This is a genomic window from Mycobacterium sp. Root135 (assembly GCF_001426545.1).
Taxonomy (GTDB): Bacteria; Actinomycetota; Actinomycetes; order Mycobacteriales; family Mycobacteriaceae; genus Mycobacterium.
In genome coordinates, this window is record NZ_LMEZ01000001.1 from 872,269 (window position 1) to 885,017 (window position 12,749).

12 protein-coding genes and 1 pseudogene are annotated in these 12,749 nt (G+C 67.7%); 5 read left to right on the top strand and 8 right to left on the bottom strand.

Going from position 1 to position 12,749, the window contains the following annotated elements:
• Window positions 1-5 precede the first annotated feature (5 nt).
• The 3 genes from secF to yajC form a co-directional block, all read right to left on the bottom strand.
• Entirely contained in the window at window positions 6-1,289 is a 1,284-nt protein-coding gene (gene secF, locus ASD37_RS04235) for a protein translocase subunit SecF (protein ID WP_056548420.1), read from the bottom strand.
• Between the two features lie 4 nt (window positions 1,290-1,293).
• Window positions 1,294-3,132, bottom strand: coding sequence for a protein translocase subunit SecD (gene secD, locus ASD37_RS04240; RefSeq protein ID WP_056548424.1), 1,839 nt, complete (start codon window positions 3,130-3,132; stop codon window positions 1,294-1,296).
• 69 nt (window positions 3,133-3,201) lie between these two features.
• Entirely contained in the window at window positions 3,202-3,594 is a 393-nt protein-coding gene (gene yajC, locus ASD37_RS04245; RefSeq protein ID WP_056548426.1) for a preprotein translocase subunit YajC, read from the bottom strand.
• A gap of 335 nt (window positions 3,595-3,929) precedes the next feature.
• Between yajC and gabT the strand changes: the two genes are divergently transcribed.
• A complete protein-coding gene (gene gabT / locus ASD37_RS04250) occupies window positions 3,930-5,270 on the top strand; it encodes a 4-aminobutyrate--2-oxoglutarate transaminase (protein ID WP_056548428.1) in 1,341 nt (446 codons plus the stop codon).
• Between the two features lie 2 nt (window positions 5,271-5,272).
• Window positions 5,273-6,706, top strand: a complete 1,434-nt coding sequence (locus ASD37_RS04255) for an aminobutyraldehyde dehydrogenase (protein WP_056548430.1) — start codon at window positions 5,273-5,275, stop codon at window positions 6,704-6,706.
• Window positions 6,707-6,714: 8 nt separating this feature from the next.
• Here ASD37_RS04255 and ASD37_RS04260 read toward each other — a convergent pair whose 3' ends face one another.
• The gene (locus tag ASD37_RS04260; RefSeq protein ID WP_082569998.1) at window positions 6,715-7,395 is read right to left on the bottom strand and encodes a hypothetical protein; all 681 of its coding nucleotides are present in this window, start codon (window positions 7,393-7,395) and stop codon (window positions 6,715-6,717) included.
• Window positions 7,396-8,020: 625 nt separating this feature from the next.
• On the opposite strand from ASD37_RS04260, the pseudogene ASD37_RS04265 reads away from it, so the two are divergent.
• Window positions 8,021-8,851 (top strand): annotated as a pseudogene (locus ASD37_RS04265) (GGDEF domain-containing protein); the annotation flags it as partial.
• 32 nt (window positions 8,852-8,883) lie between these two features.
• Here ASD37_RS04265 and ASD37_RS30820 read toward each other — a convergent pair.
• From ASD37_RS30820 to ruvC, 4 genes are read right to left on the bottom strand one after another with little or no spacing between them, the layout of a single operon-like run.
• Window positions 8,884-9,270, bottom strand: coding sequence for a DUF1304 domain-containing protein (locus ASD37_RS30820; RefSeq protein ID WP_082569931.1), 387 nt, complete (start codon window positions 9,268-9,270; stop codon window positions 8,884-8,886).
• Window positions 9,271-9,296: 26 nt separating this feature from the next.
• Window positions 9,297-10,364, bottom strand: a complete 1,068-nt coding sequence (ruvB, locus tag ASD37_RS04270) for a Holliday junction branch migration DNA helicase RuvB (protein WP_056548432.1) — start codon at window positions 10,362-10,364, stop codon at window positions 9,297-9,299.
• Window positions 10,365-10,367: 3 nt separating this feature from the next.
• The gene (ruvA, locus tag ASD37_RS04275) at window positions 10,368-10,958 is read right to left on the bottom strand and encodes a Holliday junction branch migration protein RuvA (RefSeq protein ID WP_056548439.1); all 591 of its coding nucleotides are present in this window, start codon (window positions 10,956-10,958) and stop codon (window positions 10,368-10,370) included.
• The gene (ruvC, locus tag ASD37_RS04280) at window positions 10,955-11,509 is read right to left on the bottom strand and encodes a crossover junction endodeoxyribonuclease RuvC (protein WP_056548440.1); all 555 of its coding nucleotides are present in this window, start codon (window positions 11,507-11,509) and stop codon (window positions 10,955-10,957) included. Before ruvC ends, ruvA begins: the two co-directional genes overlap by 4 nt.
• 137 nt (window positions 11,510-11,646) lie before the next feature.
• On the opposite strand from ruvC, the gene ASD37_RS04285 reads away from it, so the two are divergent.
• Both ASD37_RS04285 and ASD37_RS04290 read left to right on the top strand, forming a co-directional pair.
• The gene (locus ASD37_RS04285; protein WP_056548441.1) at window positions 11,647-12,090 is read left to right on the top strand and encodes a VOC family protein; all 444 of its coding nucleotides are present in this window, start codon (window positions 11,647-11,649) and stop codon (window positions 12,088-12,090) included.
• Window positions 12,090-12,746: an NAD(P)H-binding protein gene (locus tag ASD37_RS04290; RefSeq protein WP_056548443.1), complete on the top strand. Its 657-nt coding sequence runs from the start codon at window positions 12,090-12,092 to the stop codon at window positions 12,744-12,746. The genes ASD37_RS04285 and ASD37_RS04290 overlap by 1 nt, the downstream gene beginning before the upstream one ends.
• Window positions 12,747-12,749 lie beyond the last annotated feature (3 nt).

Below are 12,749 nucleotides of genomic sequence, written 5' to 3' on the forward strand. Positions count from 1 at the left end.
GAGGCTTACCGCCTGGTGTTCCGCTTACCCGACGGCCTACCGGTGGGACGGCTCGGCTTGGCACCGGGAACCGGCTTCTCGGGGGCGGGAGTCGCCGCGACGGACACCTTCTCGGGCTCGGCATTGGTCGCCGAGTCGACGGGATCCCCCGCCGAGTCCACCGGAGCCGAACTCCGGCCCTTGCGCCGGTTGTTCACCCGACGGGTGTGCGCCTTGACCAACTCGGTGCGCTCCCGCATCGCCACCAGAAGCGGCGTCGCGAAGAAGATCGACGAGTACGTGCCGACGACGACGCCGACCAGCTGCACCACCGCGAGGTCCTGCAGGGTGCCCACACCCAGCAACCAGACCGCCACGACGATCAGCGCAAGGATCGGCAGCACCGAGATGAGGCTGGTGTTGATCGACCGCATGAACGTCTGGTTGATCGCGAGGTTGGCCTGCTCGGCGAAGGTCCTGCGGGTGGTGTGTTCGAACCCGTGCACGTTCTCCTCGACCTTGTCGAACACGATGACCGTGTCGTACAGCGAGAAGCCGAGAATGGTCAGAAGACCGATCACCGTGGCAGGGGTGACCTCGAATCCGACCAGGGAGTAGACCCCGGCCGTCACCGCGAGGTCGAACACCAGCGCCGCCAGCGACGCCGCCGCCATGTACCGCTCGTAGCGGACCGCGATGTACGCGGCGACGAGCACCAGGAAGACCACCAGCGCGATGAGCGCCTTCTTGGTGATCTGGTCACCCCAGGTCGAGGACACGTCCGAACTGCTGACCTCGGCCTTGCTGGGCTGACCGTCGGCCGCCTTGGGCTGGAACGCCTCGAACAGCGCCGTGCGGAGCTTCTCGTTGTCCGGGTTGCTCAGCTTCTCGGTACGGATCTGGATGGTGGCGGATGCGCCGTTGCCGACCTGCACCACCGACTCCGGAGTGCCGCCGAGCGTCTTGTTGAAGACGTCCTCGACCTGCTGCGTCGTCACCTGACCCTGTGCACCCGCCGCGGGCATCGAGACCTTGGTGCCGCCCTCGAAGTCGATGCCGAAGGTGAAACCACGGATGGCGATGCTGACGAGGCAGACCAGGACGATTGCACCGCTGATGCCGAACCACAGCTTGCGCTTGCCGACGACGTCGAACGCGCCGGTACCCGTGTAGAGGCGGACGAAGAAATTGTGTTGAGGTCCGCCCGCGCCGGCGGTGCCCAATTCCTGGGCGGCCGAGTCGTCGAGTTCGAGCGAAGTCACGTCGTCGGTCACGTCGTCGACGTCGTTCTTGGATTCATGCTTGGCCATGTCGCTACCTCCCTCCCGCTGACGTGGCGGCGGCCCGGCGTTCGCGGGCAATCTGCTGCACCGCACCGAGGCCGTTGAATGCCGGCTTGGACAACATCACCGACTTGGACGCGAGGAACACCAGCGGCCAGGTCACCAGGAACACCACGACGACGTCGAGGATGGTGGTCAGGCCGAGGGTGAACGCGAAGCCCTTGACCTGTCCGACGGCGAGGACGTAGAGCACCGCGGCGGCCAGGAAGCTGACCGCGTTGCCGGACAGAATCGTCTTGCGGGCGCGGGCCCAGCCTCGTGGCACGGCCGACCGGAAGGAGCGGCCCTCCCGGATCTCGTCCTTGATGCGTTCGAAGAACACCACGAACGAGTCGGCGGTGGTGCCGATGCCGATGATCAGACCGGCGATACCGGCCAGGTCGAGCGTGTAGCCGATGTACCTGCCGAGCAGCACCAGGATCGCGTAGACCATCGCACCGGAGGCCACCAGCGACAGCGCCGTCAGCAGTCCGAGCACTCGGTAGTACAGAAGCGAATACAGCAGCACCAGCCCAAGGCCGATCGCACCGGCGATGAGGCCGGCCCGCAGCGACGTCAGCCCGAGGGTCGCCGAGACGGTGTCCGCCTCGGAGGACTCGAACGACAGCGGCAACGAGCCGTACTTCAGCACGTTGGCGAGTTCACGGGCGGAGTCCTGGGTGAAGTTGCCGGTGATCTGGGTGCGCCCACCGGGAATCGCCTCGTTGATCTGCGGGGCGCTGACCACCTGCGAGTCGAGGGTGAACGCGGTCTGCGTTCCCACGTTGGCTGCGGTGAAGTTGGCCCAGATGTCGGAACCCTCACCCTTGAACTGCAGGTCGACGACGTACTCGCCGCGCTGCTGGTCGAGACCGGAGGACGCGCTCTCGATCTGCTCGCCGCTGATGATCGACTTGTCGAGCAGATACACCTCCTTGTGGTCCTGCGAGCAGGTCACCAAGGGGAGGTTGGGATCGTCGTTTCCGGCCAGGATGTCCTCGTCGTTGCAGCGAGTGGCCTGGAACTGCAGAGCCAGGAGCTGGATCTGCTGGTCCGCGCTCTGCCGCAGCGCTTTCTCGTCGGAGATGCGTTGCGCCAGATCCGCCCCCTTGGGGTTCGGATTGGGCGCGGCGGGACCGCCGGGAGCGGGCGCGCCGGGTGCCGGTGCAGGTCCTGGCGTCGGCGCGGGAGTCGGCGCCGGTTCCTCGGGATAGGGCCGCGGCTGGGGTGCGGGTTCGGCGGGTGCCGGTGCTCCTGCGGGCGGCGCTACGCCACCGCCGTCCTGGCTGGGCGGCGCGATCGGTAGGCCGGGCTCGGCGGGCGAGATGAGGGGCGGCATGCCCGGCGGCATCCCAGGCTGACCTGGCAGACCACCGGGGGCTCCCGGCAAGCCACCGGGCGCTCCCGGCGCGCCGACCGGCGTTTGACCTGGCGGTGGTGGCGCTTGCCCCGCGGGGATGGCGTGGACGACGGGGCGGATGTACAGCCGCGCCGTCTGGCCGAGGTTGCGTGCCTCGTTGCCGTCGTTGCCCGGCACCGTGATGACGAGGTTGTCGCCGTCGACGACGACCTCGGAGCCGGATACGCCGAGCCCGTCGACGCGGGAGGTGATGATCTCCTGCGCCTGCAGGAGGGATTCACGAGTTGGTCGGGTGCCGTCCGGGGTGCGGGCGGTCAGGGTTACGCGGGTGCCGCCCTGCAGATCGATGCCCAGCTTGGGCTTCGGTTGCTTGTCTCCGGTCAGAAACACCAGCAGATATGCACCGATGAGTAGAACCAGAAAAAGCGTCAGGTAACGGTAGGGATGCACCGGCGCCGAAGGCGATGCCACGTTCTTGGTTCTCCTCAGATCGGTACGTCAACCCGCAAAGAGTACGTGGTTGCGCTGTGTGCTCAGCCGTCAGTCTTTGGTGAGACGGTCCGGGTCGGACTTGACCTCGGTGCCGGTGCCGGGTCGGTCGAGTTCGTGAGCCGTCGACTCCTCGGCCACGACGGTGTCGTCGTCCTCGTACTCGTCGGCGTCGTATTCGTCCTCGTCGACCACGGTCTTTTCCTTGACGGCGAGCTTCAGCATGGTGACCACCACGCCGGGCGCAATCTCGACGTCGACCTTGGAATCGGAGACGGCGGCGATGGTGCCGTAGAGCCCGGCCGTGGTCATGATCTCGTCGCCGACCGCCAGCGAGTCGTGCAGGTTGATGGTCGCCTGCATGGCCTTCTTTTGCTTACGGGACGCGAAGAACATGAACGCGCCCATGACGACGAGCAGTGGGACGAAGATGGCGAGATCCATGTCAACTCTGACTTTCGTATCGATTTCGGTCGTGGCTCCCCGGAAAGGATGCAATTACACGGGGGCCTAGTCACCGACCAGTGTGCCATTACCCGGACCGGCCGCGGACCTGCCCCGTCACGACGTCAGGGCACTTAGTGGCGCTAATCGCTCATTCCGTCGTGCCGAACGCCGCGGAGCGCCGAAAGCGTGCACGAACGGGTCCCCGGGGCATGAATCCGACCGTCACACCGGGCACGTGCCGAGGTTTCCGTTCACGTCGGCCGTCGCGGCGACTAGGCTTCGCCCAGACGTTCCGGCGTCTCCTCCCCCTCTTCGTTTGCAGGAGTCATGACGTGAGCACCATCGAACAAAGCCGCCACCTCGCCACCGCGATCCCCGGCCCCAAGTCGTCGGCGTTGATCGCCCGCAAGTCCGGTGCCGTCGCGCGTGGCATCGGCAACACCATGCAGGTCTACGCCGCCCGTGCGGGTGGCGGCATCGTCGAAGACGTCGACGGCAACCGGCTGATCGACCTGGGGTCCGGCATCGCCGTCACCACCGTCGGAAACGCCTCCCCTCGCGTCGTCGAGGCCGTCGCCGCCCAAGCCCAGCAGTTCACCCACACCTGCTTCATGGTCACCCCCTACGAGGGATACGTCGCCGTGTGCGAGCACCTCAACCGGCTGACCCCCGTCGCCGGTGAGGCGCGGTCGGCGCTGTTCAACTCGGGTTCGGAAGCCGTCGAAAACGCGGTCAAGATCGCGCGCACCTACACCGGCAAGCAGGCCGTCGTCGCGTTCGACCACGCGTACCACGGCCGGACCAACCTGACGATGGCCCTCACCGCCAAGTCGATGCCCTACAAGCACGGCTTCGGTCCGTTCGCGCCCGAGGTGTACCGCGCGCCGATGTCCTACCCCTACCGCGACGCGGAGTTCGGCAAGGAGATGGCGACCGACGGCGAGCTGGCCGCCAAGCGGGCCATCAACGTCATCGACAAGCAGGTGGGCGCCGCCAACCTGGCCGCGATCATCATCGAGCCGGTCCAGGGCGAAGGCGGGTTCATCGTTCCCGCCGAGGGCTTCCTTCCGACCCTGCTCGACTGGTGCCGCAAGAACGACGTGGTGTTCATCGCCGACGAGGTGCAGTCGGGCTTCGCCCGGACCGGCGCGATGTTCGCCTGCGAGCACGACGGCGTCGAACCCGACCTCATCGTCACCGCCAAGGGCATCGCCGACGGACTGCCGCTGGCTGCCGTGACCGGCCGCGCCGAGATCATGGACGCGCCCCACGTCGGTGGCCTTGGCGGCACCTACGGCGGAAACCCGATCGCCTGCGCCGCCGCGCTTGCGACGATCGAGACGATCGAGAGCGAGGGCATGGTCGCCCGCGCTCGCGAGATCGAGGTCTTCATGAAGGAGCGCCTCGGTCGGATGCAGGCCGACGACGACCGTCTCGGTGACGTGCGTGGTCGCGGCGCGATGATCGCCGTTGAGTTGGTCAAGTCCGGCACCAACGAGCCCGACGCGGAGCTGACCAAGGCCCTGTGCGCCGGTGCGCACGCCGCTGGCGTGATCGTATTGTCTTGTGGCACTTACGGAAACGTGCTGCGCTTCCTGCCGCCGCTGACGATCAGTGACGAACTTCTCGAGGAAGGTCTCGACGTTCTCGCTCTGGTCCTCAAAGACCTCTGACCATGACCACGGTCAGGAACTTCATCGGCGGTGAACCCGTCGACTCGGTGAGCGGCGCGACGATGCCGTTGGTCGACCCCACCACCGGTGAGCGGTACGGCACGGCGCCCGTGTCCAACCAGCAGGACGTCGACGACGCCTACGCCGCGGCGGCGAAGGCGTTCAAGGACTGGAAGCGCACCACCCCGTCGGTTCGGCAGAAGGCACTTCTCGACTTCGCCGACGAGGTGGAACGCGCAGCCGACGACCTGGTGGCCGCCGAGGGGCGCAACACCGGCAAGCCGGACCACGTCACCAGGGCGGAGGAGATTCCGCCGATGGTCGACCAGATTCGGTTCTTCGCCGGTGCGGCAAGGATTCTCGAGGGCAAGTCGGCCGGCGAGTACATGCCTGACCACACGTCGTGGATCCGGCGCGAGCCCGTCGGCGTGATCGGTCAGGTGGCGCCGTGGAACTACCCGATGATGATGGCGGTCTGGAAGTTCTGCCCGGCCGTCGCGGCAGGCAACACCGTGGTGATCAAGCCCAGCGACACCACGCCCGTCACCACCGTCATGCTCGCCGAGTTGGCGGCCAAGCACTTCCCGCCCGGGGTACTGAACGTCGTGACCGGTGACCGCGTCACCGGTGCCTCCGTCGTCGCCCACCCGACCCCCGCAATGGTGTCGATCACCGGATCGGTGGCGGCGGGCCGGGCGGTTGCCGTCAGCGCAGGCGGCCACCTGAAGCGCACGCACCTCGAACTGGGCGGCAAGGCACCGGTGATCGTGTTCGGCGACGCCGACCTCGTCGCGGCGGCCGAAGGCATCGCGGCTGCCGGCTACTTCAACGCCGGACAGGACTGCACCGCGGCCACCAGGGTGCTCGCGCACGCCTCCGTGGTCGACGAGCTGACCGCGGCGCTGGCCGAACAGGCCGGCAAGGCCTTGACCACGTTCGGTCGAGCCGCCGGCGACGAGGAGGCCTGGGTTCCGCCGGTCAACAACGTCGACCACATGGAACGCGTTCTCGGCTTCTTCGACGACGTCCCCGACCACGCCACCGTCGCGGCCGGTGGACATCGGCAGGGCGACACGGGCTTCTACGTCGCACCGACCGTCATCGCCAGAGTGAGGCAGGACGACCGGTTGGTACAGACCGAGGTGTTCGGACCCGTCATCACGGTGCAGTCCTTCACAGACGAGGACGACGCCCTCGAGAAGGCGAACGGCGTGGAGTTCGCGCTCGCCTCGTCGGTCTGGACGAAGGACGTGTCCACCGCCATTCGCGTGTCCAACGCGCTGGACTTCGGCTGCGTGTGGATCAACACCCACATTCCGCTGGTCGCGGAGATGCCGCACGGCGGCTTCAAGTCATCGGGTCACGGCAAGGATCTGTCGATGTACGGACTCGAGGACTACACCCGCATCAAGCACGTGATGGTCTACACCGGCTAGTTCGGCCCCTACCGACCGACCAGGGTGTCCTTCTGACCGCGGCGCTTGAACCGGTCCCGCCAGCTGCGCCGCGGAACATCCGCGCCCCGGGGGTACGTCTGATTGGTCGACGTCGGCCCGGTCGCCGGGAACACCGTGGTCGGCTGATCGCCTGCGTCGGCGTACTCGACGCGATCGGCGGCCACGCGCTGGGCGTAACCGACGTCGCGCGCGCTGCGCACCGACAACCGTCCCAGCCCCATTGCGCCGAGGAAGATGATCAGCGCGCCGAGTCCGTAGAAGTACGTCAGCTCCAGCCAGGCCGCCTTGATGTCGTTCTCGGCGACCGGACGCCCGATCTCGCCGATGGTCAGGGTCGTGGCCATCACCCGCCCGACGACGAACCAGGCGCCTGCGACGACGCTGAGCCACCCGCCGAGCATTGCCGTGGCGCGGTTGCGGGAGCGCACCAGCAGGAGCCCTCCGACGACGGCGACGACACCCGGCAGCACCTCGAGCCAACCTCGGGCGCTGCTCCACTCCGAGCCCTGGTCGGGGTTGTACGCGAAGTCGAATGCGGGCCCGACGAATGGCACCAGCGCACCCCACAGACCCAACAGGACGACGAGCAACCCACTGGCCGCACCGCGGCTGCGTGGGATGCGCATCTTGCCGCCGTGCACCGCCTCATCCGAAACGACCCGTGACATGTCGACCTCCTCGTTCGGCGCTGGAGTACCCATGTTCACGGCGACCTAACGAATTGGTCGCCGACGAATCGTTTTGGCGACCCCAGCGAAGGTAGCTCTGACCGAGGCGACGACCCATCGGTCCCGCTCCCCGCGCCTGGCACCGGGTCGCCGGGATGTCGCAGGGGCACTGTCGGCAACGACGCATTCGGTTTCTCACCATGTGCGATTCGTCGACGGACCCGACTGCGCCGTGCGCGGCGGATCCATGGGGACACCGTCCGCCCACCGATCCACTGGCAGGATCTCGCCGACCTCCGGCAAACTGTCCCGCGTTCTTGTACGATCCGGCTGGGGAGTTCGTCACCGGAGCTGAGGCCACGCCGTGACGGCTGAGGCACACGAATGGCAAGGGCGTACAGGCAAAGTGGACTGGATGTGCCGATGGTGGCGGCAGCCCGATCACTATCAGTGGCTGTCTGCATACCTGGCCGTCCGCAACCTCCAACGATTCACCCGTCACATGATGGCGACCATCGTCCTCGTGCTTGGCGTGGTGCCGGTGCTCATGTTGTTCACGCCCGCAGGACCGCAGGCCACTGCTGGCAGGGTGGCCTCGATCGTCATCGCCGTGGGTTGTGTGGTGATGGCGGCACTGTGGTTGGCGAGGTGGCCCAATCGGAGACAATCCGCCGCATTCGTCATCGTGGCCAACGTCTTGATCGCCGCGACCTGCCTAGTCGGCGGCCGACCGGGCACCGGAATCCATGGCGCGACCGTCTTTGCCGCGCTCGCCGGATACGCCGCCTTCTTCCACACCGCCCGGTATCTGGCGTTGACCGTGGCGGCCGCCGTCGGCACCGCGCTCGCCTGCGCCGCGGAGATCGCGAGCGCCGGGGATCTCCCCTTGGCCGCCAGCAAGCTGCTGGTCCTCGGCATCACCATCTTCGCCGTGCCGTTCTGCGTCCAGGTTCTGGTTCGCACCCTGGGCATCGACGCGCTCAATTCGGACATCGACCCCCTTACGGACCTGCCCAATCGACGAGCCTTCAGACGGTCGGTCCGCATCCTTGCCGCCGAGTCGAGCCGAGACGGCGCGGCCCATCTGACCGTGGTGATGGTCGACCTCGACGACTTCAAGCGCATCAACGACACCGCCGGGCACGCGGCGGGCGATCAGACCCTGGTCGTGGTCGGCGGCATCCTGCGGCACATCCGCCGCGGCGACTCCATCGCCGCGCGAATCGGCGGCGAGGAGTTCGTCGTCGCGGTGTCAGGCGATCGCAAGGACGCCATCGGCCTCGCCGAGCGGATCCGCCGCGAGATCGCTCACGCACCCATGAGGGTCACCGCCAGCATTGGCGTAGCCAGCGCGTCGCTCTACCGGGTGCCGTCGCGAGACCTCATCACGCACGTGGACTGCCTGGTGGAATCGGCGGATCGGGCGATGTACCGGGCCAAGCGGTCGGGTGGCAACCGCATCCACGTCGTCGGCCACCCGCAGGAGACCTACGTCGAGAAGCCGATGGCGAGCAGCGCCACGGCCACCAACGGGAACGTTCCCTGGACGACGGCGGAGCGTGCCTTGTCCGGAGCGGACGCCAGGAGCACGGCGGCCGCGGCCAACATCGATCCGACACCCGCGAAGAGCAGCGCAGCGCCGACCCGCGTGCCACCGGAGATCGTGAACGCCACCCCGACGAAGGTGACGACCGCCAAGAAGAGGTTGTAGAAGCCCTGGTTGAAGGCCATCAGCTTGGTGGTCTCCGCTTCCTCGGCCGACGTGCCGAAGGCCGCCCGGGTACGCGGCGCCGTCCACCGGAACGACTCCAGAATCCAGATGTAGACGTGCAGTAGAGCGGCCAGTCCCGCGAAGATCACACCGGCAGTGGTCATGTTTTTCGTTGAATCCGTTCGGTCGGCTAGTCGTAGAGGGGCTGTTGCCCGAGGCCCATCACGCCGCTCGGCGGCGTCATGCCCAGATGCATCCAAGCCTGAGCGGTCGCCACCCTGCCACGCGGGGTCCGCGCAATCATGCCCGCCCGCACCAGAAACGGCTCACACACCTCTTCGACGGTCGTCGCCTCTTCGCCGACGGCGACCGCAAGCGTCGACACCCCGACCGGGCCGCCGCCGAAACTGCGGGTCAACGCCGTGAGCACCGCCCTGTCGAGCCGGTCGAGACCGAGCTCGTCGACGTCGTAGACCGCGAGTGCCGCCTTTGCGACGTCGCGGGTGATGACGCCGTCCGCGCGGACCTCGGCGTAGTCGCGGACCCGGCGCAACAGCCGGTTGGCGATGCGCGGCGTGCCACGCGAGCGCCTGGCGATCTCCGAGGCGGCGTCGGCACCGACACCGATTCCGAGAATCCCCGCCGAGCGCACCAACACCCGTTCGAGTTCGGCGGGTTCGTAGAAGTCCATGTGGGCGGTGAACCCGAAGCGGTCGCGAAGCGGGCCCGTGAGCGCGCCTGATCTGGTGGTGGCGCCGACCAGCGTGAACGGTGCGACCTCGAGCGGAATGGACGTGGCGCCCGGGCCCTTCCCGACGACGACGTCGACGCGGAAGTCCTCCATGGCGAGGTACAGCATCTCCTCGGCAGGTCGGGCGATCCGGTGGATCTCGTCGATGAAGAGGACGTCGTGCTCGACGAGGTTCGACAGCATGGCGGCCAGGTCACCGGCGCGCTCCAGCGCGGGGCCCGAGGTGAGACGTAGCGACGTGCCGAGCTCGGCCGCGATGATCATGGCCAGTGACGTCTTGCCGAGCCCGGGCGGCCCTGACAGCAGGATGTGGTCCGGGGTGCCACCGCGGTTCTTGGCGCCCTCGAGCACCAGCTGCAACTGTTCGCGGACCCGCGGTTGGCCGATGAATTCGTTGAGAGTGCGGGGCCGCAGGCTGGCGTCGACGTCGCCCTCCCCGACCGTCAGCGCGGCGGACACCTCGCGGTCGGTGGTGTCTTCGTGTTCGTCCTCGTCGAAGCGGCCCACGTGCTAATTCTTCCCCAGCATCGACAGCGCGGCACGCAGCGCGCTCGAAGTCGTGACCTCCGGGTCCGCGGCGAGCACCTTGTCGGTGGCGTCCTCGGCCTGCTTGATCGGAAAGCCAAGTCCGACAAGGGCTTCGACGACGAGTCCGCGGATGGCGTGGCCACCGACGGCCGTGGCTCCACCGGCCGTCACCACCGACCCGATCTTGTCCCTCAACTCGAGGACCATGCGCTCGGCGCCCCGCTTGCCGATGCCGGGCACCCTGGTCAGCGCGGTGACGTCACCGTCGGCCAGCGCTTGCCGCAGGGTCTGGGCGTCGTAAACGGCGAGGGTGGCCAGCCCGATCTTCGGGCCGACACCGGAGACGGAGAGCAGGATGGTGAACAGGTCTCGCGATTCGGCGTCGGCGAACCCGTACAGCGTCATCGAATCCTCGCGCACGATCATCGCGGTGATGAGCCGCGCCTCGGTACCGCGTCGCAACGTCGCCAACGTGGTCGGCGTCGTCATCACCTTGTATCCGACGCCGGCCGCTTCGATGACGGCGTGGTCGAGGGCGATGTCGAGGACCTCGCCGCGCACCGAGGCGATCACGTCGCCGCCTTCAGCTTGGCCTTGTACTTGCGGCGCTGTTCGGCAGCCATCGCCTCGGCTTCGGCCATCCTGGCGATCATCGGCGCCCGCCAGCAGTGACAGATGGCGAGCGCCAGCGCGTCGGCGGCGTCGGCCGGCGTCGGCTTGGCTTGCAGCGCAAGGATTCTGGTGACCATCTCGGTGACCTGCGCCTTGTCGGCGCGCCCGTTTCCGGTGACGGCCGCCTTGACCTCGCTTGGCGTGTGGAAGTGAACGTCGATGTCCCGCCTGGCGGCGGCCAAGGCGATGACCCCGCCTGCCTGCGCGGTGCCCATCGCGGTGTTCGCGTTGTTGTTGGCGAAGACCCGCTCGATCGCGAGCACGTCCGGCCGGTGGGTGTCGAGCCAGTGCTCGACGGTGTCGCTGATGGTCAGCAGCCGCTTCTGCAGAGGTTGGTCCGATGGGGTGCGGACGACGTCGACGTCCAATGCGATCACCTGGCGACCGCGGCCGCTCTCGATGACCGAGAGCCCGCATCGCGTCAGCCCAGGGTCGACACCCATCACCCGCACTGCGACTCCCTTGCGACGAATGCCGCCCGTGGCCCGAACAGCTGTTCGATACCTTAGTGGTCCGCGCCGACGTTGACGGTTAGGGACACGCCCGCGACGGAGATCGGCGGGTTCCTCGCTCGGGCTAGCTTGGAGAGGTGACCGTTCTCGACTCCCCCATCCCCCGCTTCCATCTGGCCGTCCCCGTCGACGACCTCGACGCAGCCCGCCACTTCTACGGCACCGTGCTGCAACTCGATCAGGGCCGCAGCGCGGAATCCTGGGTCGACTGGAATCTGCACGGCCACCAGCTCGTCACCCATTTGGCTCCCGCCGGACCAGCCGGCGCGCACAATCCGGTCGACGGCCACGACGTGCCGGTCCCCCATTTCGGGCTGCTGCTGTCGGTCGCCGAGTTTCACCGGCTCGCCGAACGGCTAAGGACCAATGACACCGAGTTCGTCATCGAGCCGTACCTGCGCTTCGAGGGCAAACCCGGCGAACAGTGGACGATGTTTCTGCGCGACCCGGCGGGAAACGCGTTGGAATTCAAGGCATTCGCCGACGATTCACAGGTCTTTGCGACGGAGGGAACCAACTGATGCGCGTAGTCATTGCCGGCGGACACGGCAAGATCGCCCTGATCCTCGAACGTCTGCTCGCCGAGCGCGGCGACTCGGCGGTCGGCCTGATCCGCAATCCCAAGCAGGCCGGTGACCTCGAATCCGTTGGCGCGGAGGCGGTCGTCGTCGACCTGGAGAACGCCACCGTCGACGAGGTCGCCGGTCATCTTCGCGGGGCGGACGCCGTGGTGTTCGCCGCGGGCGCGGGCCCGGGCAGCGGAGTCGACCGCAAGACCACGGTCGACCGTGACGCCGCCATCCTGCTGGCCGACGCCGCCGAGGCAGCCGGAGTCGGCCGCTATCTGATGGTGTCCGCCATGGGGGCCGACGAACCGGCCGCCGGTGATGATCCGGTCTTCACCGCGTATCTCGCAGCCAAGGCGGCCGCCGACGACGCGGTCCGCGGACGTTCCGGGCTCAACACCACCATCGTCCGGCCCGGCGGCCTCACCGACGACCCGGCAACGGATCGCGTGCGCATCGCAGAGTCGACGGGACGCGGAACCATCCCGCGCGCCGACGTCGCGGCGATGCTGGTGGCGCTGCTCGACGCACCCGCGACCGGCGGAGTGACGTTCGAACTGATCTCCGGCGACATGTCGATCGCGGAAGCCATCACCGTCCTGACGCCCTAGCGG

What these genes read in the sequence shown, in the direction of transcription:
- secF (WP_056548420.1), bottom strand. Translation starts at nt 1,289, where the DNA reads ATGGCCAAGCATGAATCCAAGAACGACGTCGACGACGTGACCGACGAC.
- yajC (WP_056548426.1), bottom strand. Translation starts at nt 3,594, where the DNA reads ATGGATCTCGCCATCTTCGTCCCACTGCTCGTCGTCATGGGCGCGTTC.
- ASD37_RS04255 (WP_056548430.1), top strand. Translation starts at nt 5,273, where the DNA reads ATGACCACGGTCAGGAACTTCATCGGCGGTGAACCCGTCGACTCGGTG.
- ASD37_RS04260 (WP_082569998.1), bottom strand. Translation starts at nt 7,395, where the DNA reads ATGTCACGGGTCGTTTCGGATGAGGCGGTGCACGGCGGCAAGATGCGC.
- ASD37_RS30820 (WP_082569931.1), bottom strand. Translation starts at nt 9,270, where the DNA reads ATGACCACTGCCGGTGTGATCTTCGCGGGACTGGCCGCTCTACTGCAC.
- ASD37_RS04290 (WP_056548443.1), top strand. Translation starts at nt 12,090, where the DNA reads ATGCGCGTAGTCATTGCCGGCGGACACGGCAAGATCGCCCTGATCCTC.